This window comes from Arthrobacter sp. ok362, from assembly GCF_900102785.1.
Classification (GTDB): Bacteria; Actinomycetota; Actinomycetes; order Actinomycetales; family Micrococcaceae; genus Arthrobacter.
In genome coordinates, this window is sequence record NZ_FNGC01000010.1 from 94,599 (window position 1) to 118,137 (window position 23,539).

Here is a 23,539-nt window from a genome sequence, read left to right on the forward strand (position 1 = left end):
CGTGACTTCACTGTTAGGGCACTCCAATGGTGAGGCGGACTATTGAGGTCCCGTAGTCCGGTGCTGCGCCGAGTTCGAAGGCGTCGGACAGAGAGACGTATCGGACGAAATAGCCGCTGATGGTCTTGTTTTTGAGCGTCCCGCCTAATGACCAGCTGTTAGAGGCAAAGTGGTAACCAGTGACGTGGAAGGCGGCAAATCCCTTCACGTAGTACTTGCCGCTGGAGCCGTTACCTGTGGCCACGTCGTACAGCGGGAAAAGGACTGTTTGGTCTTGCATCTTGCTCAAGTCCGCGGTGGTGCACTCGGTTGGTGCGCTCGCCCCCGTGTTGCTGGAAAACCATGCGCCAGCATTGTTTGCCTGTCCGGCTGACAGGGTGACCCCGCATTTTGCATCGCTATCCGAAATCCAGCCGAAGCCACCCGGGATCTCGCCACAGCCGCCGGAATCCATGTCCAGGACCTGTTCGGCACCAGCCAGCGAACCGGGCGGCAGGTTGAGTTTGCATTGGGCAATCGCCAGGGGCAGAAGGATCGTGCCCGTGGATGGCGTCCCCCACTGCACACGGGAGGTAGCTGTTACGTCGGCGCTTGAAAGACCCAAGGCACGGGCAAAGAAGAGAGAAACCTTATTGGGGGTCTTACCTGCTTCCTGGGCCCCCACCGTTACTGTCACGGTGCGGGCGGCCTTGTCCAGGACGAGGGCTGCAATGTTGCTCGCGCCGTCGTGGGCGTTGCCGTTGGCGAGGCTTCGGGCGAGTGGGGAAGTGGTGGAGCAATCGGCGTCGTTGATGTTCTTGGCGCACTTTTGGGCGACCATGAGCGCCACTGCGTCCGAGCCGTTCTGATCCTGGGTCTTTTCCGCATACAGCATGCCGACGTCGACGGCCAGGGCGGCGAAGCCCAACAGGGTCACCATGAGAATTGCGACCAGGATGCTGATGGCGCCGCGCTCGCCGTTGGGGGGTGCCACTGCTAGCCGCCGCACAGCATGACTCCTTTGCCTTCCATGGTGAACGGTCCCGCGATGCCGGTCATCGTGGAGAGCGAATAGGTGATCTTGAGGGTCACTGAGGTTCCGGTGGTGCAGGTGGAAGGGGTGATGGTGATGTTGGTGTCGGTCAGGCCGGGTTTGAGTGTGGAGGAAGCATTCTTGGTCGCCGTCCGCGCGGCGCTGGGGCTGTTGCCGATGGCCATGACCCGCACGCCCTCGCGGGCGGCGCTGGAGAGGGTGACCTGGGCGTTGTAGGCCCTGCCGAATTCGGTGATGCCGAGCAGCAGCATGACCAAGACCGGGGCGAGAAGCGCGAATTCCACCGCGACGGCGCCCCGTTCCGATGTTTTGGACAAGGGGGACCGCCTTCCTGCGTTTGGGTTCTGAGGAAACACGCGTAGCGGTGGCCCCAGGCCACCGCTACGCGCTCATTGGCCGATGCGCACCGATCGAGCTAGGGGGTGGCCTTCGGCGTGCAAGTCGCGTTGCCTGCCGGCGTGGACGCTGCGAACGCGCCACCGCTGACGGAGCACTGAATCTGGGTGAAGGTGTCCTTCAAAGTGCCGCCGAGCAGCGTGACCGCGACGATGATCACGACGGCGATGAGGGAGACCATGATGCCGTATTCGACGGCGGTGGCGCCGCGCTGATCTCGGCGAAGACGGGCTGCGAAGCTGGAGAGAATGGAACGCATTGGTGACTCCTGAGCGAGTTGGGAGGCTGGCCCTGCACCAGCACTGAGAGGAACTTAGCAACCTACGACACGCCGACGATTCGCCTTTGACGCATCCTGTGCCAAGGCTTCCCAAACTGCACGTTTCTTGTACATTCCCTGCGCCCGTCCTGCGCTGGGGGCACGCCGAAGGACCCCGCAGTGCACGCCGAAGGACCCCCTCGGCTCTGGGTCCAAGGGGGTCCGGTCTGTGGAGCGGGCCGCGGAAGCGGCCGCCCAAGCGACTAGCGTTGGGAGAAGACCTCCATGATTCTCATCACCGTAGGTCCGAGCACGACGATGAAAAGTGCCGGAAGAATTGTGAAGATGAGCGGGAAGAGCATCTTCACGGGCATCTTCATGGCGTGTTCCTCGGCCCGCTGGCGTCGTTTGACCCTCATGACAGTTGCCTGGGCCTTGAGAACATTGGCGATGGCGATACCATAGCTGTCCGCTTGGACGACGGCCCTGACGAACGACCGCAGGTCTCGAACATCGACGCGCTGCGCGAGGGCCAGGTAGGCCTCCTTGCGGGAGCGTCCCACTTGGATATCCTGCAGGGTCCGGATCAGTTCGTCGGCTAGCGGACCTTTACCAGTTTCGCCGGTCCGCGCCATGGCCGTCTCGAAACCCAAACCTGCCTGGACAGAGATGAGCATCTGGTCCAGGGCGTTGGGGAGTTCGAGTTGAATGGCGGCCCGGCGCTTTTCGGCATAATTCCGCAGGAGGATGTCCGGCAGGAAGTAACTCAAGGCCGTCGCCCCGAGAAAAATGCCGAACTTCGTGGCCGAGGGATCAGCGGCGTAGACCAGGATGCCGAGCGTGGCGCCGGCCAAGGCCAGGATCGGCTTCACCATGATGACGCGGGCCAATGGCCACGCCATGGGCCGGCCCGCACCCGCGACTTGCCTGTCCAGCCAGGCGGCGTAGCCTTGGGGCATCGCCTTCCGGGTCAGGGACGCCAAATGTTCGTTGGCCGGAAGCGCAGACGCTCCGGCTTGGGGACGGTGTCCCAGATTGGACTGGATGTTCCTGAAGCCGGCCCGGTCGCCGGTCACGGCAAGCCACGTCATGAGGGACAGCGGGGCGATGACCGCCAGGATGGCGGCGTAGGCAATGATTTGCACGGTGTTCTCCCTGCTTCCCTAGAACTTCGGCTTGATGAGCCGGCTGAGCCAGAAGCCGCCGACGCTAAGCAGGACGACTGCGGCGCCGATCATGAGATAGCCGGGCAGCGTACTGGTGAAGACCTTCGAATACGTCGGGTTGAACAGGGTCAACCCGACAAACATGACGACGGGCAACGCGATCAGGACAAGGGCCGATATTCTGCCCTCGGCGCTGAGGGCGCGCACCTGACCGCGGATTTGATTCCTGTCCCGGATGGTTTCTCCAACATGATCCAGGACTTCGGCAAGGTCCCCGCCGACTTCCCGGTGGATCTCCACGGACCGGGCGATCCAGCCAAAGTCTTCGTTGTCCGTCCGGCGTGCCACCTCGTCAAGCGATTCGCCCAAGTCCCGGCCGATCCTTGTCTCGTTGACTACCCTGTTCAGTTCCTCGGCCATGGGTGCCTCGCTTTCCTGGGCCGCGGCATCGATAGCCCGAAGTAGACTGTGGCCTGCCCGGAGGCCGCCGGTAAACAACTGCAGCGTGTCCGGAACCTGCTCCTCGAATTTCCGCCGCCGCCGGGAGACCAGCAACGCGAGTAACGCCCACAACGCCACCGGCGCCAGAATTGCCAAAAGAATCGCGGAGAAGAGCCCGCCGGCGAAATATCCCACAACCCCGGCCACTAGGGTCGAAGCTCCGGCCATCAGCATGTAGTCGCCAGGGCCCTTTTTGAGGCCGGCGGCATCAAGCCGTTCACGGCTTAGGATCCCGCTACGGCTGCCTCGAACGCCGCCGTTAATGGCCCGGACAGTTTGGTCCGTCAACCTAGAAAAGGCTGAAGACTGCGGTGTAGCATCGGGGCGCCGACGAGACAGCGGAACGGCGGACCGTGATTTGAACACTACTGTGAACGTGATCGCCAGCGCCCCGTAGACGAGCAGGAGGCCGACCCCGAAAGAGAGGGGTGAAAGTTCCGGAAGCATCACTACCGCCCCCTCATCGGCTGCACACCGAAGACAGCAGGAGAAATCGAAAGGCCGAGCTCGGCGAAGCGGTCCGTGAATCTCGGTCGAACTCCCGTGGGCACCGGCTTGCCGAGGAACCGTCCGGAGCTGTCCACACCCGCCGAATAGTCGAAGACGAACGCATCTTGGAGCGTGACGATGTCCCCCTCCATGCCTTGGACTTCGGTGACGTGCGTGACTCGGCGGGAGCCGTCCCGAAGACGGGAGATGTGGACGATCAGGTTCACTGCAGAGGCCACCTGCTCGCGCACCGCCCGGAGGGGAAGGTCCATGCCGGCCATGAGCACCAGGGTTTCCAATCTGGCGATGGCGTCCCTCGGTGAGTTGGCGTGCACGGTTGAGATGGAACCGTCGTGGCCGGTGTTCATGGCCTGCAGCATGTCGAGGCACTCGCCGCCGCGGACTTCGCCGACGACAATCCGGTCCGGCCGCATGCGCAGGGAATTCCTGACAAGGTCACGGATGGAGATTTCACCCTTGCCTTCAATGTTCTGTGGCCGACTTTCCAATCGCACCACGTGGTCCTGCTGGAGCTGCAGTTCCACGGCGTCTTCGATGGTGACAATCCGGTCCGAGGGAGGAATGAAGGAGGAAAGCACGTTGAGGAGGGTTGTTTTGCCTGTGCCGGTGCCGCCGGAAACGATGATGTTCATCCTGGCCTGCACGCAGGCCTGCAGCAGTTCGGCCATCTCGGGGGACAGGCTGCCCATCGAGATTAGGTTGTTGACGGTCAGAGGGTCCCTTCCGAACTTGCGGATGGTCAGGGCGGGTCCGTTCACCGCGAGGGGCGGAATGATGGCATTGACGCGGGACCCGTCAGACAGCCTGGCGTCGACGAGGGGCGAGGACTCATCGATGCGCCGGCCCACGTTGGACACGATCCGCTCAATCACCCGGCGCAGGGCCTCGTCCGAGGTGAACTTCGTGTCCGTCAGGTAAAGCTGGCCGTCGCGTTCCACGTAGATCTGGTCAAAGCGGTTGACCATGACTTCAGTGACGGCAGGGTCGTCCAGGAACCTCTGGATGGGCCCGTGCCCGAGGATGTCGTCGGTGATCTCTCGGATCAGCCGCTGGCGCTCGGGGCCGGAGAGCGGGATCTGCTCTTCCTCGACCACCAGCCTGAGCTCGTCCTTGACCGACTGATGCAGCTCAGCCTCGCCGATGGACGAATCTGTAATCCTGGAGCCCAGGCGTTCGAACAGCGCCTGGCTGGCCCTTTCTTTGAGCGCGTTGAGCGCTTCGCTGGCGATGGAGGCGGTCTGCTGGACCTCCACGACGTCGGAGCGCGATTCCGCGGCGGCCTTCGCCTCATGGATGCGGCCGAGCGTCGAGGGCGTCTGGAAGACATCGACGGAAGCAGGCTGCTGCGCCTCCTCTGGTTTTGCTGCGGGGGCATCCCCGCGCAGTTGCAGGAACCGGTCTGTGAGGCTCACTGGAATACCGCCCTTCTGTGCAGTTGTTTGTGGGGTCTTGCTTCCCACTCGGGCTTGAAGCGATCCACCAGTTGGCGCAGACCTTTGGATGCGGGATCCCTGCTACCGTCCTGAAGAACGGGAACTCCCTTGTTTGTGGAGAACGGCAGATTCTTTGAGCGCGGGAGGACTACATCCACCGAGGCACCGACGGTCGCCTCGACGTCTTTGAGGCTCAGCCCGGCACGGCGGTCAGCCATGTTCAACACGATGTGGCGGTGTTCCGGAATGAGGCCGAGTTCATCCAGGATCTGGAAGCCGGTACGCATGCCCCGGATGCTGGGAACGTCCATTCCGCAGATCCAGACGGCATCCGTCGCCTGTTCCAGCGTCGCCAGAACGTGTTCGCCCAGCCCCGGCGCGGTGTCCACCACGATGTAGCGGAATTCCTGCCGGAGCTGTTCCAACAGATGCGATACGTGGGCTCCGGTGATCCGATCCATTTCGATGGGCGTTCGCGGTGCGCACAGAGCATAGATGCCGGCCGGGTGGACCGTCAGGTAGGTCTTGAGGACCATGGAGTCCTGGCTGGCGGCGCCAAGTACGGCGTCCGTGATGGTGAACTCGGGGTCAAGCAGCAGCCCGCTGGCCACATCACCGAACTGGAGATCGAGATCGACCACCACCACACTCATCGGTGACGTCTTCCCGAGCCCAACCGCGAGATTTGTGGCCACCGTAGTCTTACCCACGCCGCCCTTGGGTGACATCACTGCGATGACGCGACCAGCGCCGCCATGGTCGGCGTGCTCTGACGCCTGCGGGGCAAGTCCGCGACGCCGGCCTGCTGCCGCCAGGCTGGCCCGCTCCAGCATGACGCGGATGGTGTCCGTGTCGGCTGCCGGATCCAGGAAATCCCGAACGCCGGCCCGCATGGCCTGCAGCACCGTCTCGGGGGTAGCCGTGGCGGCGAGCACTACGCTGATTTCCGGGTACTGGAGGTCCATCACGGAGGCGAGCTTGAGTGATCCTTCCACCGGTAGGCCAGGTCCGAGGATCAGGACCTCCGGGGGTTCTCCCTGCATCTGGCGAAGCATGTCGGAAGGCCCCTCAGGGAGGTAGTCGACCGGAAACACGTGCAGGCTGCCGTGGAGTCCGTTGACGGCTAGGCGGACCAGCCGTTCAAAATCGCCGTTCGGGCTGATGAGTACGAAGCGGCTCATCGGAACAGCCCCGCCGTGTCAACTGCCCCGGTTCCGGACTCCAGCGCGTCGCCCGGTTCCTTGGATAGGTAAATCTTGCCGAATTCCGCGGCGAAGACGATTCGTGCCGCGTCGGGAGAGTTCCTGGCCAGCGTAATGAGATAGTTTCCGTCGCCTTGGGCGTTGCTGCTCGATGTCGACGAAACCTGGCTGGAGCCGGAAGTAGTATCCGGGGTGCCTGTCTGCGTGGCTGCGCCATCGCTGAACTGCGCCGCGGTTACCAAAACCTTATGAAACGTGAGTTGCGTCTTGCTCACTTTGGCGCCCGACTGTTTGTCCGAGGCCTGTTCCAGAGACAGGAAAACCCCCACTGTGTCGCCGGCCTTCAGTACGCCGCCAGCCACCCGCTCAATGGGCAGCTTTAGAGTGATTTCCTGGAGCCCCGCGGGCACCTGGACTCGTGACGGGCCGAGGAACGCGTTTTCTTCAACCATACGGCTGGACAGGAGCTGTTCCCCTGGCATCAAGGTAACTGCCGTCACCTTGGACCCTAGCGACGCGAGATCAGTGACGCTGTTTTGGGCGACGGCGAGCTTCGGCACTGACTTCGTGGTCACGGAACCGGCGACAGTCTCGGCAGAGGCGCCGGCCGGAATGGTTTTCTGGACCACATAGATAGATTCCGTTTCCGTGCCGGCCAGTGCGCGTTTATCAGCATTCTGAACATATGTGACCAGCAGTACGGTTCCGATAATTGCCACAAGTAATGCGGCGATGCCCCCCAGCAGACGAGTTTTCATCATAACCCCTTAGAAATTCCTATTTGATCAATTTGATATCAACCGTTCCAAGATTCGCTCCCGTGCCACCCGCTCCCGTCCACGAGTCGATGGTTTCAAACTTAATAAACTGGCCGATAATGCAGCGATCGTTTCCACTCGCGCATGCTAGGTCGGCCGTCATTCCGGGATCGTTCTTGGTGTTGCCAAATTCGTACTCGTGGTTGTTGCCGAACTTCCAGCCCCAGACCTTGAAGGTGGCATAGCCGATGATGTGAAAGGACCCGTTCTGGCCGTTGTTGGTGGCGTCGTCAAAGATCGGGAAAGCGACATGCACTTCTCCGCCGGCGGTGATGGTTTTGATCCAGTCCTTGAGGACGTCGGAACACCCAGAGGGCGGGTTGTTGCCCGGATCGGATCCGAGATCGTTGCTACCGAGTTTCGTTTTGGCCACGCAGGGAGAGTCTTGGTCCAGCCAGCCCCAGCCCCCCGGGATCTGCGTTCCGGACGGGCCCGTGCAGGTTCCGCCGGGCTTATAGGAGATCTTCTGCACCTGGCTAGTGCTGCTTGCCGTCGAGAGGTTGTAGCAGCTGTCCGAAATTGCCAGTGGGAAACTGGACCCACCAGTGGGCGGTGCCATGGAGGCCGTCGCGTGCGCCCCGACTGTGACGGATGGTGCATTCAGTGCGCTGGCAAACAACTTGGTGAGAAATGTATTGGACCCGCTTTGGGTGGAAGTGGTTACGGTGACCTGGCCGGTTACCGAAAGGTCAACCGAATCGACGTTAGTGACCCCATCGTTGGAATTGCCGCCTGACAAATCCTTTGCCCATAGGAGCGCATTTGCTTGCGAACACGTGGCGGGCGTTCGGTGGCACTGTTGGGCCACGGCAAGCGCTCCGGCATCCGCGGCGTTCTGGAGTTGCGCCCGCTCGGCGTAGATCTGGCCCACGTCCACGGCCATGGCCCCGGCGCCGATGAGAACTAACATCATGACGGCTAACAGGACGCCCGTAGCTCCGCGCTCCCTGTCGTCGTCCCTGCTCAACCTCCGCATCGCATGGCTCCTACACCAGTGAGCGTGTACAGGTCACCGAACATGCCGGTGAGGCTGCTGGCCTTATAGGTGAGGGTCACAGTAGCGTTCAGACCGTCCGCGCAGGCGCCGGAGAAGGCGAACGCGAAGTTTCCTGCCGTGAGTCCCGGGGCGCCGGCGACGGCTGCCGCCTGGGCCAGGCCCTGGTTATTGTGGATGGCCATGTCCCGTGCCGCCTCGCGGGCGGCCTGCGTGACGGAAATCTGCAGGTTGTAGATATGGGCCAATTCGACAATGCCCCCGACCAAAGCCAGAAGGATTGGTGCCACGAGAGCGAACTCAACGGCAGCTGCGCCGCGTTCCCGCCCCTGCGCCCGTGACCAGGGCGCTCTGGACTTGCTGCGATTCATTGGATCCCCCCAGGGATAGAGGCAGCTGAAGATGAAAGAAGTGTGCCGCGTCCGCGTTGTGCGGACGCGGCACATCTGGTGGAGCTGAGACCCGAATTTGTGGTGCTGTGAGCCGGCTTCGGCTACTTGTTGGCCCAGCCCTTGACGGTGTTGCCGAGCGTTGAGAACCAGGTACTGAGGTCATTGCCGAAGATCGTGGCGCCGCCGATAACCGCGAAGGCGATGAAGGCTACGAGCAGCGAGTATTCCGTCGCGGTGGCTCCCTTTTCGGGGGTGAGCTTTTCCTTGACGCCGGAAACAAAAGCGAGCATTGAGACCATGAGACCAGTCATTTTATTTATCCTTTTCCAGAGTTTGAGTATTGAACGAATTTCCGGCAAATCCCCGATTGCTTATTCGCTGGAGCTTCGTTGGGACAACATTTGCACGGTCCCAATCGGCAGGGCAATGAAGTTCGATACTCGACTTTTTGGACGGAAAAATGGGTATCACCTGCCCTCAAACGGGGGTGTACTCAGTTTCCAAGTAGGCGTGGGCTTCAATTACTTGGTTTAATAAGCCGTCTTACTTAATTCGCGTCCCCGGGGGGAGGTGGGTGCTACCTAGGGGAGCAGCAGGATTACGGCCAGGCCGGCCGCCAGCATCGAGGGCCCGTACGGCACTTCCTTTGGCTTGTTTCCGCGGTTTTTGAGGACCAGAAGGAGGGAAACGACGCCGCCTACGACGAACCCGAGCGCTCCGCCGTAGAACACGTGGGACCAGCCTAGGTAGCCCAAGTACAGTCCAAGTGGTGCTGCGAGCTTCACATCGCCCATTCCGAGGCCGTTTTTGCTGGTCAGAGCGAAAATCAGGTACGAAATGAAGAGAATCGACGCGCCGGCGACGCCCCGCAGCAGGTTTTCCGCAGTTCCTTGTGTTAGTTCGGCGCCGGTGAGCAGCACCAGGCCGGCTCCGAGCAGGGGGAGAACCATCCGGTTTGGCAATAAGTGGTGCAGCAGGTCGATTCGCGCCAGCTGGACGCCGACCACAGCCAGCAGGATGTACGCAGGGAGTCCAGGGGAGAGCCCGAAGCGCCAGGCCAGCAGGGCGGACAGCGCAAAAGTGGCCGCCGCCGTCGTAATTCTCATGCGTACCGTCAGGGGTCCGCCAAGGCGGGGGAGCGTGCGCCGGATGAAGAGTTCGGCCAACAGGGATAGGCCTGCGCCCGCGAGAGCGACGCCTGCTATGAACAGGACCCCGGTGAGCGATCCGGCCGGCTGTGCAAGCAGCAGGGAGACGGAGCCTGCGGCGGCGGGATCGGACACGGTTCCTCCAGGGATGCGACGGGCCGGCACGGGACAGTCTGCGAAACAGCGAGCAGACAGGATGCATCCGGACACCCCATTTTGACCCAAGAGGCCGTGGCAGGCTATTCTTGGTAGTCGTTGTGCGTGTCCTATCTCGATGGTGCGTGCCCGCTTGAGAATCCGGTTGCAGGATAGCTACTCAACGTGCACATTCGAGACTTCAGGATGACTGGTTACATAGAGCCCTCACCTCTGTTCCGGTAGCGCATAGATAGTAGGTGCACCGTAAGAGTGACGCCTAAAACAAGAACGCCAGAACAAGAACGAGGCAAACACCGTGCGTACGTATACCCCGAAGCCCGGCGATATCAACCGCCAGTGGCACGTCATTGACGCCACCGACGTTGTCCTTGGTCGTCTCGCGAGCCAGACCGCAATCCTGCTGCGCGGCAAGCACAAGGCCACCTTTGCGTCCCACATGGACATGGGCGACTTCGTCATCATCATCAACGCTGAAAAGGTTGCCCTCACCGGCGCCAAGCTGGAGCAGAAGCGCGCATACCGCCACTCCGGTTACCCGGGCGGCCTGACCTCCGTCAACTACGCGGAACTGCTTGAGTCCAACCCGGTTCGCGCCGTGGAGAAGGCCATCAAGGGCATGCTCCCGAAGAACTCCCTCGCTGCACAGCAGCTGGGCAAGCTGAAGGTGTACCGCGGTGCAGAGCACCCCCACGCCGCCCAGCAGCCCAAGACTTTCGAAATCACCCAGGTCGCCCAGTAGTCCTGGCCACCAACCAACTTTTTATCAAGGAGAATCGTGGCTCAGAACGAAGAACTGACCACCGAAGCCGTTGAGGCTGAGGAAAACCTGACCAGCTACACCTCGGAGAGCGGTGCTGCGGAAGCAGCTGCGCCGAAGAAGGAACGGCCGGCACTGACCGTTGCCGGCGCTGCAGTTGGCCGTCGTAAGGAAGCCGTTGCACGCGTTCGCGTTGTGCCGGGCTCCGGCAAGTGGACCATCAACGGCCGCGAGCTGGCGAACTACTTCCCGAACAAGCTGCACCAGCAGGACGTCAACGAGCCCTTCAAGATCCTCGATCTTGACGGTGCCTACGACGTCATCGCCCGCATCCACGGTGGCGGCATCTCCGGCCAGGCCGGTGCCCTGCGCCTCGGCATCGCCCGTTCACTGAACGAGATCGACACCGAGAACAACCGCGCCACCCTGAAGAAGGCCGGTTACCTGCGCCGTGACGCCCGCGTCATCGAGCGTAAGAAGGCCGGTCTTAAGAAGGCTCGTAAGGCTCAGCAGTACTCCAAGCGTTAATTCCGCTTCCAAGCGCTTTTGGCGCTTGCACGAAAGCCCGTTCCGCCAATCGGCGGGGCGGGCTTTCGCCGTTAAAGCGGGACTTGTCCGGGCCATCGACTAAGATTGGTTCGATGTCTAGATTATTTGGAACCGATGGAGTCCGGGGCTTGGCGAACGGGTTGCTGACCGCCGAGCTCGCGTTGCAGCTGTCCCAGGCCGCCGCCGTCGTGCTTGGCCATGACCGCAACACAACAGGGAAGCGTCCGCGCGCCGTGGTGGCACGCGACCCGCGGGCCAGCGGCGAGTTCCTCGCGGCCGCCGTGGAGGCCGGACTCTCAAGCTCGGGAATCGACGTCTACGACGCCGGCGTTCTTCCCACTCCGGCGGCCGCCTACCTCGTGGCGGACCTCGACGCCGACTTCGGCGTCATGATCTCCGCCTCCCACAACCCCGCGCCGGACAACGGCATTAAGTTCTTCGCCCGTGGCGGCCAGAAGCTGCCCGACGATGTCGAGGATGCCATCCAGGAGCAGCTCGGCAAGGAGCCCTTTCGGCCCGTCGGCGCTGAGGTGGGCCGGATCCAACGCTTCTCCGACGCCGAGGACCGCTACATCGTGCACCTGCTCGGCACACTTCCGCACCGACTCGACGGTCTGAAAGTCGTGCTCGACTGCGCCCACGGCGCAGCCAGCGGTTGTTCCCCGCAGGTGTTCAAGGACGCCGGCGCCAACGTGATCGTCATTGGCGCCGAGCCGGACGGACTCAATATTAACGATGGGGTTGGCTCCACCCACCTTGGCCCGCTCAAGCGCGCCGTCCTGGACCACGGGGCCGACCTCGGTATCGCCCACGACGGCGACGCCGACCGTTGCCTTGCCGTGGACCACGAAGGCAACGAGGTCGACGGCGACCAGATCATGGCCATCCTGGCCGTCGCCCTCAAGACCTCCGGAAAGCTCAAGGACGATGTCCTTGTGGCCACCGTCATGAGCAACCTCGGCCTGAAGCTCGCCCTGCGCGACGCCGGGATCAGCCTGCGTGAAACCGGGGTGGGCGACCGCTATGTCCTCGAGGAAATGCGCAACGGCGGCTTCAGCCTTGGCGGCGAGCAGTCGGGGCATGTGATTTTTGCTGAGCACGCCACCACCGGCGACGGCGTGCTGACGGGCCTGCAGATTGCAGCCCAGGTTGCGCTCACCGGGCGCCCGCTCAAGGAGCTGTCCACGGTGATGACCAAGCTGCCCCAGGTCCTCATCAACGTCAAGGGCGTGGACCGTGCCCGGGTGAAGGGCGATCAGGCAGTGGCTGCGGCCGTGTCGGTCGCCGAGTCCGAGCTCGGCGACACTGGCCGTGTCCTGTTGCGTCCCTCCGGCACCGAGCCGGTGGTGCGCGTGATGGTTGAAGCCGCAGACCACGACACCGCCCAGGACGTCGCGGAGCGCCTTGCCCAGGTTGTCCGGAGCGAGCTGGCCCTGGAGCTCGTCCCGGAATAGTCGGCCTGTAGCCGTTCCACCGGCTGGCTGCGGCCGCTGTCGCCCTAAAGGTACGCCGGTGCGGCTTCCAGTCCGAAGTATTGCTCAAGCGTGCCGATCCCGCGGGACTTCATGTCCGTCGCCGCCTCGATACCGATGAAGCGCAGATGCCATGGCTCGTAGAAGTAGCCGGTGATTTGGTGCAGCATCCATGGGTAGCGGACCACGAAGCCGAAGCGGTGGGCGTTCGCCTTGGCCCAGATCGCCGCCGGCCGGTCCTTGAACTGCGGGGTAAAAGCGTCTGCGCCGCTTCCATCGCCAATGTCGAACGCCCAGCCCGTCTGGTGTTCGGAGTAGCCGGGCCGGGCGGAAGCGGTGTCAGCCTCGGCCCGTCCCCGGGAATTCACGTAACTGCCGTAGGTTGCCGTCTGCGTCGCGAACGAACGGTAGCCGCTGGCCAGGGTAATGATGACGCCCTCCGCTGCCGCCGCCGCGAACATCCTCTCCGCCGCGGCCGCCGTCGTACTGTTCAGCAGCGCGGCCTCGCCCGAGGTAGCCAGCCGCACGGCTGGCCGGACCAGATCCGGCGGCACAAAGGTGGCGGGGGAGAGCGGCCGGTGCTTGTTGACGATCACCCACGGGCTGGTGGGGTCCGAGAGTGAGTGCTTCGGTCCCGGGGCCGTGGCCGAAGGAGGGCGTGCCGTTGCCGACGGCGGGACAGCCGACGACGTCGCGGGCGTCGGGGGCGCCGACGGGGTGCTTGCCGGCGAGTTTGAAGGCGCGGCAGCGGCCGTCGGCGTCGCACCGCCCGTGCCCGGTGTCGGCTCGGGAGTCGACCCTGGCGTGCCTGACGGCGTGAAGGGCTGGGCCGGGGTGCAGGCGGACAGCGCCGCGAGGCCGGTGCCTGCCAGCAGGAGGCGGCTGAAGGCCCGGCGGCTCGGCGAATCCGGGCTGGCCGACTGCCGTCCAAACGCTCCGTCAGCGTCTTCGTGGCACATCTGTGCTAGACCTTCCTCAGCAGCATCCGGCGGATGGAGTGGTCGGCGTCCTTGGACAGGACCAGTTGGGCGCGGCCCCGGGTCGGGAGGACGTTTTCCTCGAGGTTGGGCTCGTTGATGCGCTTCCAGATCTCACGCGCGGTCTGTTCGGCCTCGGCATCGGAGAGGGTTGCGTAGCGGTGGAAGTACGATTCCGGCTGGGCGAAGGCAGTGGTCCGCAGTTTGCGGAAGCGGTCCACGTACCACTCCTCGATATACGAGGTTTTCGCATCGACGTAGATGGAGAAGTCGAAGAAGTCACTCAGGGCCAGGCCCTGCCGGCCGTCCTGCCGCGGCCGGGCCGGCGCCAAAACGTTCAGTCCCTCGACAATCAGCACGTCCGGCCGGCGCACCACCACTTCCTTGCCGGGGACGATGTCGTAGGTGACGTGGGAATACCAGGGGGCGCGGACCTCCTCAGCGCCGCCCTTGATCTCGCTCACGAAACGCAGCAGGGAACGGCGGTCGTACGACTCCGGGAAACCCTTGCGCTCCAGCAGTTGCCGGCGCTTGAGCTCGGCGAGCGGGTAGAGGAAGCCATCCGTGGTGATGAGCTCCACGTTGGGGGTGCCCGGCCAGCGGCGGAGCATTTCCCGCAGGACGCGGGCAATGGTGGACTTGCCCACGGCCACCGAACCGGCCACGCCGATCACGAACGGCGTGCGCTGGGTGGTTTCGCCTAGGAAGGTGGTGGTGGCCGCGTGAAGTTGGCCCGCGGCTTCCACATAAAGGTGCAGCAGCCGGGACAGCGGCAGATAAACCTCGCGCACTTCCTTGATGTCGAGGGGGTCACCGAGGCCGCGAAGGCGGAACACATCCTCTTCATTGAGGGGCTGCTCCATCTGGGCAGCGAGCCGGGACCAGGTCTGCCGGTCCAGCTCCACGAACGGCGAGGCACCTTCCCCGTTCGCTTCATTGCGTTGCAAAGTCACCCTAGAGATTCTGCCCTCCACAGCGCCGAGAGCGAAATGGACCGGCCGGTGGGAGCGGGGACAGGCCCTCTGCAGCCCCGCGCCGGGCCGTTCGCGCGCCGCTGTCCCACGTCCTCCCTCCCGGAAACCCGCTAGGCTTATGACCATGTGTGGAATCGTTGGATATGTGGGCCACTCAGATGGCCGGGTAAATGCTGGACACAATGCCTTGGACGTTGTCCTTGAAGGATTGCGGCGCTTGGAGTACCGAGGCTACGACTCCGCGGGAATTGCGGTGGTTGCCGACGGCACCATTTCTTCCCGGAAGAAGTCGGGCAAACTCAGCAACCTCATCGCGGAGCTGGACACCCGCCCGCTGCCGGAATCCCTCACGGGAATCGGCCACACGCGCTGGGCCACCCACGGCGGTCCGACGGACCAGAACGCGCACCCGCACCTGTCCGACGGCGGCAAACTGGCCCTGATCCACAACGGCATCATCGAGAACTTCGCCGAGCTCAAGCTGGAACTCCTGGGCAAGGGCATCATCTTCGAGTCCGAGACGGACACGGAAGTAGCGGCTGCCCTGCTCGGGGACATCTACCGGAACCAGCTGGGCGGTGACGTCACCAATGGCGGCCTCACCCTGGCCATGCAGCTTGCCTGCCAGCGGCTCGAGGGCGCTTTCACGCTTCTCGCCGTTCATGCAGACCAGCCGGACGTAGTGGTCGCGGCGCGCCGCAACTCCCCGCTCGTCGTCGGCCTCGGCGAAGGCGAGAACTTCCTCGGCTCCGACGTCTCCGGCTTTATCGACTACACCCGGCGCGCTGTGGAACTTGGCCAGGACCAGATCGTCACGATCACCGCCGACTCCGTGGAAATCACGGACTTCTACGGCGCCCCCGCCGAGGGCAAGGAATACCACGTCGACTGGGATCCTGCCTCCGCCGAGAAGGGCGGCTTCCCGTCCTTCATGGAAAAGGAAATCCACGACCAGCCGGACGCCGTGCGGCAGACCTTGCTGGGCCGCTCCGACATCCACGGCAAGCTGACGCTTGATGAGCTCCGTATTGATCCGGAACTGCTCAAGAACGTCGACAAGATCATCGTCCTGGCGTGCGGCACCTCCGCCTACGCCGGCCAGGTTGCGAAATACGCCATTGAGCACTGGTGCCGGATCCCCACCGAGGTCGAACTCTCGCACGAATTCCGCTACCGGGATCCGATCGTGGACGAGAACACGCTGATTGTCTCCATCTCCCAGTCCGGCGAGACCATGGACACCCTCATGGCGGTCCGCTACGCCAAGGAGCAGGGTGCCAAGACGGTCTCCATCTGCAACACCAACGGGTCCACCATCCCGCGGGAATCGGACGCCGTGCTCTACACGCACGCCGGCCCCGAGATTGCCGTGGCCTCGACCAAGGCGTTCCTGGCCCAGATCACGGCCGCCTACCTGCTGGGCCTTTATTTGGCACAGCTGCGCGGCAACAAATTCCAAGGCGAAATCAAGGACATCCTGGCTGACCTGGGCAAGATTCCGGCCAAGGTCCAGCACATCCTCGACAACGAGGACCAGATCAAGGAACTCGGCCGGTCCATGGCCGAGGCCAAGTCCGTGCTGTTCCTGGGCCGCCACGTCGGTTTCCCGGTGGCGATGGAGGGTGCGCTGAAGCTTAAGGAGCTCGCGTACATCCACGCCGAGGGCTTCGCCGCGGGCGAGCTCAAGCACGGCCCGATCGCGCTGATCGAGGAAGGCCAGCCCGTCTTCGTGGTGGTCCCGTCGCCGCGGGGCCGCGACTCGCTGCACTCCAAGGTGGTGTCCAACATCCAGGAAGTCCGCGCCCGCGGCGCCCGGACGATCGTGATCGCAGAGGAAGGGGACGAAGCCGTCAAGGCGTACGCCGAGCACGTCTTCTACATCCCGGAGACTCCCACGCTTCTGGCACCGCTGCTCGCGACGGTTCCGCTGCAGATCTTCGCCCTCGCACTCGCCTCGGCCAAGGGATATGACGTGGATCAGCCACGCAACCTGGCCAAGAGCGTGACCGTAGAATAACGCCATGATCGTAGGCATAGGCGTAGACGTCGTAGACATTGAGCGGTTCGGGCGCCAGCTCGAGCGCACCCCAGGTCTGCGCGACAGGCTGTTCGTCCCCGCCGAGCGGGAACTGAACACACGCTCCCTCGCCGCGCGGTTTGCGGCCAAGGAGGCCGTGGCCAAGGTGCTGGGGGCGCCGGCCGGCATGAACTGGCAGGACTGCTGGATCGGGCTGGACCAGCACGGTCCCACCGTCCAGGTCAAAGGCACCGTGCTGGCTGTGGCGGAGTCGAAGGGCGTCAAGCGCTGGCACTTGTCCATGAGCCACGACGGCGGGATCGCCACCGCGACAGTTGTCGCCGAAGGCTGAGCGAGCCGTCCAGGCCGAACCTGCCTGAGCGCCAGGCATTCCCCAGCGACCGCGAACGGACTGAAACGATGATCAGCGCCTACACCGGAACCCAGGTACGAGAAGCCGAGAAACCATTTCTCGACGACACCTTGGGCTCCGGTGCGGGCGCTGTTCTCATGCAGCGGGCCGCCTATGGCCTCGCCAACGCCACCATCAGCGGCCTGCGCGGGCGCGGGCAGCGGCTGTACGGCTCCAGCGTGGCCGTGCTGGCGGGCAAGGGCAACAACGGCGGAGACGGGCTGTTCGCCGCCGCGCTGCTGGCCCGCCGCGGCATGCGGACGACGGCGGTGCTCACCGCCGGCGCGGCCCACGACGCCGGGCTGGCGGCCTTCCGGAACGCGGGCGGGCATGCCGTGGCCCTCACCGGGGACAACGTGGCCGAACTCGCCGCGATGGCCGGCGGCGCCGAGGTCGTGATCGACGCAGTCCTCGGGACCGGAGCCCAGGGCGGGCTGCGGGGACCGGCCGCAGAGCTGGTCGCGGCCCTGGAGCGCTCCCGGCCGGGCTCCCGTTCCCCCTTGGTCGTGGCCTGCGACATCCCCAGCGGCGTCGACGCGGACACGGGGGAGGTGCACGGGCCGGTGCTGGCCGCTGACATGACGGTGACGTTTGGTGCCGCCAAGGCAGGCCTGCTGGCAGACCCCGGAGCCGACTTCGCGGGCACTATCCGTGTGGTCCCCATCGGAATCGAGTACGCGCTGCCAGCCCCGGCACTGCTGAGGCTCGAAGCCGCCGACCTCGCCGCGCTCCTGCCGCACCCTAGCCGGCGCTCGCACAAGTACTCCCGCGGGGTCCTCGGCGTCGTGGCCGGCTCCTCGCAGTACCCCGGTGCCGCCGTGCTGGCCTGCAGGGGCGCCCTGGCCACCGGCGTCGGCATGGTGCGCTATCTGGGCCCGCCAGACGTCGCCGACCTCGTCCGGCAGGCATGCCCCGAGGTGGTGTGCGGCGACGGCGCCGTGGCCGATACGCACGTTCAGGCCTGGCTCGTGGGCTCGGGACTGGATGACTCCGATGAACAGCAGTTGCAGCGCGCCCGCGACGCCGCAGACTCGGGCCTGCCGACGATCGCCGACGCCGGCGCATTGGCCGCCCTGCCTGTTGTGCTGGCTCCGCAAGTGATCCTGACACCCCACGCTGGCGAACTGTCAGCATTGTTTCACCGCCTCGGGGTTGCACTGGACCGCTCCGCGGTAGAAGGATCCACGCTCAGCGCGGTGCGGCGGGCTGCGGGCCTGACCGAAGCCACGGTGCTGCTCAAGGGCGCCACGACCCTCGTGGCCTCCCCCTTCCAGGACTTCTACAGCCAGGCCGAGGGCACGCCCTGGATCGCCACGGCAGGCAGCGGCGACGTCCTGGCAGGAGTTATCGGTGGGCTGCTGGCCCAGTTGGGTGCCGACGTCGGGCGCTTCGGTGGACATGACATCGATCCCGACGCCAGGTGGGCGGCGATCGCGGCGATGGCAGCCAGCGTCCACGGCCGCGCCGGGGTCCGGGCCTCCCGAGGAGGACCGGTGACAGCGACGGCCATCGCCCGTGCTGTTCCGGAGGTGATGCGGGAGCTGTAATAAACGGGCGCGCTGAGTGCCTCCGAACAAATACTAACCTTGCTTACCAGTAGTCTGTCTAGAGAATAATTCGTCACGCACGAGGAGTACACATGGAAGTCTGGCCCGGAACGGCTTACCCCCTGGGAGCCACTTTTGACGGCACTGGAACCAACTTTGCCCTGTTCAGCGAGCGCGCCGAGCGGGTGGAACTGTGCCTCCTGGCTGACGACCTGACCGAAACCCGGATCGAACTGACCGAGGTGGACGGCTACGTGTGGCACTGCTACCTGCCGCAGGTCCAGCCCGGACAGAAGTACGGCTACCGCGTCCACGGAGAGTACGAGCCGGACAACGGCAACCGGTTCAACGCCAACAAGCTGCTGATGGACCCCTATGCCAAGGCCATCCAGGGGCAGATCGACTGGGACCCCGCGCTCTTTTCCTATAACTTCGGGGATCCCACGTCCCGCAACGACACGGACTCGGCTCCGCACACCATGCACGGCGTCGTCATCAACCCGTTCTTTGACTGGGACGGCGACCGCCAGCTGCGCATCCCGTACCACGAGTCCGTCATCTATGAAGCCCACGTCAAGGGCCTGACCGAACTGCACCCGGAGGTCCCGGAGGAACAGCGCGGCACCTACGCGGGCGTATCCCACCCCGCCGTGATCGAGCACCTCAAGAAACTCGGGATCACCGCGATCGAGCTCATGCCCGTGCACCAGTTCGTCAACGACGGCACCCTCGTGGAGAAGGGCCTCAACAACTACTGGGGCTACAACACCATCGGCTTCTTCGCCCCGCAGAACACCTACAGCTCCTCCGGCGATGTGGGGCACCAGGTCCAGGAATTCAAGGCCATGGTCCGCGACCTGCACAAGGCCGGCATGGAAGTGATCCTGGACGTGGTCTACAACCACACGGCCGAGGGCAACCACCTCGGCCCCACCCTGTCCTTTAAGGGCATCGACAACGCCGCCTACTACCGGCTGGTGGACGATGACCAGAAGCACTACATGGACTACACCGGCACCGGCAACTCACTGAACGTCCGGCACCCGCACTCGCTCCAGCTGCTCATGGATTCCCTGCGCTACTGGGTCACGGAAATGCACGTGGACGGGTTCCGTTTCGACCTCGCCTCCACCCTGGCCCGGGAGTTTTACGACGTCGACAAGCTCTCCACCTTCTTCGAACTGATCCAGCAGGATCCGATCGTCTCCCAGGTCAAACTGATTGCCGAGCCGTGGGATGTGGGCCCCGGCGGCTACCAGGTGGGCAACTTCCCGCCGCAGTGGACCGAGTGGAACGGCAAATACCGCGACACCGTCCGTGACTTCTGGCGCGGCGAACCGTCCACGCTGGGCGAATTCGCCTCGCGCCTGACCGGTTCGGCCGACCTCTACGAGAGCTCTGCCCGGCGTCCGGTGGCGTCCATCAACTTTGTCACCGCCCACGACGGCTTCACCATGCGCGACCTCGTGTCCTACAACGAGAAGCACAACGACGCCAACGGTGAGGGCAACAACGACGGCGAATCGCACAACCGCTCCTGGAACTGTGGCGCGGAAGGCGAGACCGAGGACGACGCCGTGCTGACGCTGCGCGCCCGCCAGCAGCGGAACTTCATTGCGACCCTGCTGCTCTCGCAGGGCGTTCCGATGCTTCTGCATGGCGACGAGCTGGGCCGCACCCAGCAGGGAAACAACAACACCTACTGCCAGGACTCCGAACTGAGCTGGGTGCACTGGGACGCCATGGACCAGCCGCTCGTAGAGTTCACAGCGGTGGTCAACAAGATCCGCCGCGACCACCCCATCTTCCGGCGCAGCCGCTTTTTCGACGGCCGCCCGGTGCGCCGCGGCGAGGGCGAGAAGCTGCCGGATATCGTCTGGCTCAATACCGACGGCAAGGAAATGCTGCCGGAGGACTGGGGCAGCGGATTCGGCCGGACCATCGGTGTGTTCTACAACGGGCACGGCATCCAGGAACAGGATTCGCGCGGACGCCGTATCACCGACGACAGTTTCCTGCTGGCGTTCAACGCCCACGACGACAACGTCGACTTCCTGCTCCCGGCCGAGGAATACTCACCGTTCTGGGACCTCCTCGTGGACACCGCCGACACGGCGGACACAGGCCAGCCGCTCAAGGCCGGGAGCGTCCTGACGCTGGCGGCGAAATCCCTCGTGGTGCTGCGCGCCTACTCAGGCCCGGAGGTGGAGGTGGACTACTCCGCCGCTGCATCCCTGGCCGCCCGGGCCGAGGCTCCGGCGGAAGAGGCTCCCGCTGCGCCGGCTGAGGAAGCACCAGAGGCTCCCGAGGTTTCCGCGGCTGCCGCCGAGGAAGCTCCTGCGGAGGCAGCCCCTGCGGCAGAGCCTGAGCCTGCTCCGGCGAAGCGCGCCCCGGGCAAACGCGCCTCGGCCAAGGCTGGCAAGAAGCCGCGGTCCAAGAAGGGTCCGGCCTCATGAGGACGCCGGTCTCGACGTACCGGCTGCAGATCCGTCCCGGCTTTACGCTGCAGGACGCTGCCCAAACCGTGCCGTACCTAAAGTCGCTGGGCGTGGACTGGATCTATCTTTCGCCGATCCTCACGGCGGAGCGGGGTTCGGACCACGGTTACGACGTCACCGATCCCTCTGCTATTGATCCGGACCGGGGCGGCGCGGAAGGCCTGCTGGCGGCGTCGACGGCCGCCCGGGAAGCCGGCATGGGCGTGCTCGTCGATATCGTGCCCAACCATGTCGGTGTCGCGACGCCGGCCCAGAACCCGTGGTGGTGGTCCCTCCTGAAGGAGGGGCAGCAGTCCCGCTACGCGCAGGCGTTCGACGTCGACTGGGACTTTGGCGGCGGCCGCGTGCGGATCCCCGTGCTGGGCGCGGACTCGGACGTTGACGCGCTTGAGATCCGTGACGGGGAACTGCGCTACTACGACCACCGCTTTCCGCTCGCCGAGGGCACCTACACCGCAGGTGACTCTACTGCCGATGACCCCCGGGCGGTCCACGACCGGCAGCACTACGAGCTGATCGGCTGGCGCCGGGCAGACACGGACCTGAACTACCGCCGGTTCTTTGCCGTCAACAGCCTGGCCGGAATCCGGGTGGAGCTTCCCGAGGTCTTCGATGAAGCCCACGCGGAGGTTGTGCGGTGGTTCCGGGAAGGGCTCGTCGACGGGCTGCGGATCGACCACCCGGACGGCCTCGCCGACCCGGAGGGATACCTGCGCCGGCTGCGCGAGGTCACGGGCGGCAGTTACCTGCTGATCGAGAAGATCCTGGAACCGGGCGAGAGCCTGCCGGCCGGCTTCGAGTGCGAGGGCACCACCGGCTACGACGCCCTCGCGGACGTGGACCGGGTATTCGTCGACGCCGCCGGCCAGGGCCCGCTTGACGCGCTCGACGCGGAACTGCGCGGCGGCGCGGCCGACTACGACGAAATGATCCGCGGCACCAAACGACGGATCACGGACGGGATCCTGCACTCGGAAATGCTCCGGCTGGCACGGCTGGTCCCGGCTGGGGCAGGGCTGTCCCAGGAGGCCGCGGCGGACGCGCTGTCCGAGATCATTGCCGCGTTCCCGGTCTACCGCAGCTACCTTCCGGAGGGTGCAGACGTCCTCAAGGAAGCCTGCGAACTCGCTGTCCGCCGACGCCCCGGACTGGAAGGCGCCGTCGGCGTGCTCCTGCCGCTCCTGCTTAGTGCTGGCCCTGGCGCGGAGGCCGAACTGGGCATCCGCTTTCAGCAGACCTCCGGGATGGTCATGGCCAAGGGCGTGGAAGACACCGCGTTCTTCCGGTACACCCGGCTGGGCACCCTGACGGAAGTCGGCGCCGACCCCACCGAGTTTGCCGTGGCGCCGGAGGAGTTCCACACCCGGATGTCCCGCCGCCAGGCCGGGCAGCCGTTGTCCATGACGACCCTCAGTACGCACGACACCAAGCGCAGCGAGGACACCCGCGCCCGGATCTCGGTCCTCGCGGAGCTCGCACCGGAATGGCAGGCCTCCCTGGAGCGGCTGCAGAAGCTGGCGCCGCTGCCGGACGGGCCGCTGGCCAACCTGCTGTGGCAGGCCATCGCCGGCGCCTGGCCCGCGGACCGCGACCGGCTGCAGTCCTACGCGCAAAAAGCCGCCCGGGAGGCCGGGAACTCCACGAACTGGATCGATCCGGACGAGGCTTTCGAGGCGAAACTGTCAGCCGTCGTCGACGCCGCCTTCGACACCCCGGAGGTGACGGCGGAGCTGGAGTCCCTGGTGGCCCTGCTCGAGCCGTACGGGGCCGTCAACTCACTCGGCACCAAGCTCGTGCAGCTCACCATGCCCGGCGTGCCGGACGTGTACCAGGGCACCGAGTTCTGGGACCGCTCGTTGACCGATCCGGACAACCGGCGGCCGTTCGACTTCGGGGCCCGCCGGCGCGCCCTCGCCTCGCTTGACGCCGGTGAGCGTCCGGCGTCGTACCGGGACGAGACAGCGAAACTCCTCGTCACCTCGCGGGCGCTGCGCCTGCGGCGGGACCGGCCGGAGCTGTTCACCGGGTACATCCCGGTCACGGCCGCGGGCACCGCCGCTGCACACCTGCTCGCCTTTGACCGCGGGACACTCTCAGCCCCGGGCGCGCTGACGCTCGCCACGCGGCTGCCCCGCGGACTGGAGCAGCGCGGCGGATGGCAGGACACGACCATCGAGCTGGCCGCGGCCATGGCAGATGAACTCACCGGTTCCAGGCACGGTCCGGGCACCGTAGCCGTGGCGGAGATCCTGCGGGATTACCCGGTCGCCCTCCTGGTGCCCACCGCCTAAGCAGAACCTGTAGTACCAAAGAGCACCGACATTT

General features: G+C 64.8%; 22 protein-coding genes. 8 read left to right on the plus strand and 14 right to left on the minus strand.

The annotated features are described in order from the left end of the window. Positions 1–13 precede the first annotated feature (13 nt). From BLQ10_RS14235 to BLQ10_RS14290, 12 genes are all read right to left on the minus strand, one after another. The gene (locus BLQ10_RS14235) at positions 14–988 is read right to left on the minus strand and encodes a pilus assembly protein TadG-related protein (RefSeq protein WP_091563139.1); all 975 of its coding nucleotides are present in this window, start codon (positions 986–988) and stop codon (positions 14–16) included. Beyond that, positions 976–1,350 carry a TadE/TadG family type IV pilus assembly protein gene (locus BLQ10_RS14240; protein WP_091563142.1) on the minus strand — a complete coding sequence of 125 codons (375 nt, stop codon included), beginning with the start codon at positions 1,348–1,350 and terminating at the stop codon, positions 976–978. Before BLQ10_RS14240 ends, BLQ10_RS14235 begins: the two co-directional genes overlap by 13 nt. 98 nt (positions 1,351–1,448) lie before the next feature. Then, the gene (locus BLQ10_RS14245) at positions 1,449–1,688 is read right to left on the minus strand and encodes a Flp family type IVb pilin (protein WP_091563144.1); all 240 of its coding nucleotides are present in this window, start codon (positions 1,686–1,688) and stop codon (positions 1,449–1,451) included. A gap of 263 nt (positions 1,689–1,951) precedes the next feature. Next, positions 1,952–2,833, minus strand: coding sequence for a type II secretion system F family protein (locus BLQ10_RS14250; protein ID WP_091563147.1), 882 nt, complete (start codon positions 2,831–2,833; stop codon positions 1,952–1,954). An 18-nt stretch (positions 2,834–2,851) separates the two neighbouring features. Next, positions 2,852–3,643, minus strand: coding sequence for a type II secretion system F family protein (locus BLQ10_RS14255; RefSeq protein ID WP_368086522.1), 792 nt, complete (start codon positions 3,641–3,643; stop codon positions 2,852–2,854). 161 nt (positions 3,644–3,804) lie between these two features. Next, positions 3,805–5,277: a TadA family conjugal transfer-associated ATPase gene (locus tag BLQ10_RS14260; RefSeq protein WP_091563149.1), complete on the minus strand. Its 1,473-nt coding sequence runs from the start codon at positions 5,275–5,277 to the stop codon at positions 3,805–3,807. Beyond that, positions 5,274–6,479 (minus strand): CpaE/TadZ family protein, encoded by a 1,206-nt coding sequence (locus tag BLQ10_RS14265; RefSeq protein WP_091563152.1) that lies wholly within the window; start codon positions 6,477–6,479, stop codon positions 5,274–5,276. Before BLQ10_RS14265 ends, BLQ10_RS14260 begins: the two co-directional genes overlap by 4 nt. Further along, positions 6,476–7,258 carry a Flp pilus assembly protein CpaB gene (locus tag BLQ10_RS14270; RefSeq protein WP_175558624.1) on the minus strand — a complete coding sequence of 261 codons (783 nt, stop codon included), beginning with the start codon at positions 7,256–7,258 and terminating at the stop codon, positions 6,476–6,478. The genes BLQ10_RS14265 and BLQ10_RS14270 overlap by 4 nt, the downstream gene beginning before the upstream one ends. A 19-nt stretch (positions 7,259–7,277) precedes the next feature. Continuing rightward, positions 7,278–8,294 carry a pilus assembly protein TadG-related protein gene (locus tag BLQ10_RS14275; protein ID WP_091563154.1) on the minus strand — a complete coding sequence of 339 codons (1,017 nt, stop codon included), beginning with the start codon at positions 8,292–8,294 and terminating at the stop codon, positions 7,278–7,280. Beyond that, entirely contained in the window at positions 8,282–8,683 is a 402-nt protein-coding gene (locus BLQ10_RS14280) for a TadE/TadG family type IV pilus assembly protein (protein ID WP_091563156.1), read from the minus strand. The genes BLQ10_RS14275 and BLQ10_RS14280 overlap by 13 nt, the downstream gene beginning before the upstream one ends. A 122-nt stretch (positions 8,684–8,805) precedes the next feature. Then, on the minus strand, positions 8,806–9,015 hold the full coding sequence (locus BLQ10_RS14285) for a Flp family type IVb pilin (RefSeq protein ID WP_091563158.1): 210 nt from the start codon (positions 9,013–9,015) through the stop codon (positions 8,806–8,808). 270 nt (positions 9,016–9,285) lie between these two features. Further along, positions 9,286–9,987 carry a prepilin peptidase gene (locus BLQ10_RS14290; RefSeq protein ID WP_091563160.1) on the minus strand — a complete coding sequence of 234 codons (702 nt, stop codon included), beginning with the start codon at positions 9,985–9,987 and terminating at the stop codon, positions 9,286–9,288. Between the two features lie 319 nt (positions 9,988–10,306). Between BLQ10_RS14290 and rplM the strand changes: the two genes are divergently transcribed. From rplM to glmM, 3 genes are all read left to right on the plus strand, one after another. Then, entirely contained in the window at positions 10,307–10,750 is a 444-nt protein-coding gene (gene rplM, locus BLQ10_RS14295) for a 50S ribosomal protein L13 (protein ID WP_015937805.1), read from the plus strand. A gap of 36 nt (positions 10,751–10,786) precedes the next feature. Then, a complete protein-coding gene (gene rpsI / locus BLQ10_RS14300) occupies positions 10,787–11,296 on the plus strand; it encodes a 30S ribosomal protein S9 (protein ID WP_018773707.1) in 510 nt (169 codons plus the stop codon). A 113-nt stretch (positions 11,297–11,409) separates the two neighbouring features. Further along, positions 11,410–12,771 (plus strand): phosphoglucosamine mutase, encoded by a 1,362-nt coding sequence (gene glmM / locus BLQ10_RS14305; RefSeq protein ID WP_091563162.1) that lies wholly within the window; start codon positions 11,410–11,412, stop codon positions 12,769–12,771. A gap of 44 nt (positions 12,772–12,815) precedes the next feature. Here glmM and BLQ10_RS22410 read toward each other — a convergent pair whose 3' ends face one another. Both BLQ10_RS22410 and coaA read right to left on the minus strand, forming a co-directional pair. Further along, entirely contained in the window at positions 12,816–13,748 is a 933-nt protein-coding gene (locus BLQ10_RS22410) for a M15 family metallopeptidase (protein WP_175558625.1), read from the minus strand. A 5-nt stretch (positions 13,749–13,753) separates the two neighbouring features. Then, positions 13,754–14,719, minus strand: a complete 966-nt coding sequence (gene coaA / locus BLQ10_RS14315) for a type I pantothenate kinase (RefSeq protein ID WP_091563167.1) — start codon at positions 14,717–14,719, stop codon at positions 13,754–13,756. A gap of 145 nt (positions 14,720–14,864) precedes the next feature. On the opposite strand from coaA, the gene glmS reads away from it, so the two are divergent. The 5 genes from glmS (at position 14,865) to treY (ending at position 23,505) form a co-directional block, all read left to right on the plus strand. Further along, entirely contained in the window at positions 14,865–16,757 is a 1,893-nt protein-coding gene (gene glmS, locus BLQ10_RS14320; protein ID WP_091563371.1) for a glutamine--fructose-6-phosphate transaminase (isomerizing), read from the plus strand. 4 nt (positions 16,758–16,761) lie between these two features. Then, the gene (locus BLQ10_RS14325; RefSeq protein ID WP_091563169.1) at positions 16,762–17,109 is read left to right on the plus strand and encodes a holo-ACP synthase; all 348 of its coding nucleotides are present in this window, start codon (positions 16,762–16,764) and stop codon (positions 17,107–17,109) included. A gap of 68 nt (positions 17,110–17,177) precedes the next feature. Next, on the plus strand, positions 17,178–18,716 hold the full coding sequence (locus BLQ10_RS14330; protein ID WP_091563172.1) for an NAD(P)H-hydrate epimerase: 1,539 nt from the start codon (positions 17,178–17,180) through the stop codon (positions 18,714–18,716). 92 nt (positions 18,717–18,808) lie between these two features. Further along, positions 18,809–21,172, plus strand: a complete 2,364-nt coding sequence (gene glgX, locus BLQ10_RS14335; protein ID WP_091563174.1) for a glycogen debranching protein GlgX — start codon at positions 18,809–18,811, stop codon at positions 21,170–21,172. Then, a complete protein-coding gene (gene treY, locus BLQ10_RS14340) occupies positions 21,169–23,505 on the plus strand; it encodes a malto-oligosyltrehalose synthase (RefSeq protein WP_091563176.1) in 2,337 nt (778 codons plus the stop codon). The genes glgX and treY overlap by 4 nt, the downstream gene beginning before the upstream one ends. Positions 23,506–23,539: the final 34 nt, after the last annotated feature.

Bases quoted from the DNA above. Each gene is read 5' to 3' on its own strand.
- BLQ10_RS14245 (WP_091563144.1), bottom strand. From the start codon at position 1,688: ATGCGTTCCATTCTCTCCAGCTTCGCAGCCCGTCTTCGCCGAGATCAG.
- BLQ10_RS14265 (WP_091563152.1), bottom strand. From the start codon at position 6,479: ATGAGCCGCTTCGTACTCATCAGCCCGAACGGCGATTTTGAACGGCTG.
- BLQ10_RS14270 (WP_175558624.1), bottom strand. From the start codon at position 7,258: ATGAAAACTCGTCTGCTGGGGGGCATCGCCGCATTACTTGTGGCAATT.
- BLQ10_RS14275 (WP_091563154.1), bottom strand. From the start codon at position 8,294: ATGCGGAGGTTGAGCAGGGACGACGACAGGGAGCGCGGAGCTACGGGC.
- BLQ10_RS14280 (WP_091563156.1), bottom strand. From the start codon at position 8,683: ATGAATCGCAGCAAGTCCAGAGCGCCCTGGTCACGGGCGCAGGGGCGG.
- BLQ10_RS14285 (WP_091563158.1), bottom strand. From the start codon at position 9,015: ATGACTGGTCTCATGGTCTCAATGCTCGCTTTTGTTTCCGGCGTCAAG.
- glmM (WP_091563162.1), top strand. From the start codon at position 11,410: ATGTCTAGATTATTTGGAACCGATGGAGTCCGGGGCTTGGCGAACGGG.
- BLQ10_RS22410 (WP_175558625.1), bottom strand. From the start codon at position 13,748: ATGTGCCACGAAGACGCTGACGGAGCGTTTGGACGGCAGTCGGCCAGC.
- glmS (WP_091563371.1), top strand. From the start codon at position 14,865: ATGTGTGGAATCGTTGGATATGTGGGCCACTCAGATGGCCGGGTAAAT.
- BLQ10_RS14325 (WP_091563169.1), top strand. From the start codon at position 16,762: ATGATCGTAGGCATAGGCGTAGACGTCGTAGACATTGAGCGGTTCGGG.
- BLQ10_RS14330 (WP_091563172.1), top strand. From the start codon at position 17,178: ATGATCAGCGCCTACACCGGAACCCAGGTACGAGAAGCCGAGAAACCA.
- glgX (WP_091563174.1), top strand. From the start codon at position 18,809: ATGGAAGTCTGGCCCGGAACGGCTTACCCCCTGGGAGCCACTTTTGAC.
- treY (WP_091563176.1), top strand. From the start codon at position 21,169: ATGAGGACGCCGGTCTCGACGTACCGGCTGCAGATCCGTCCCGGCTTT.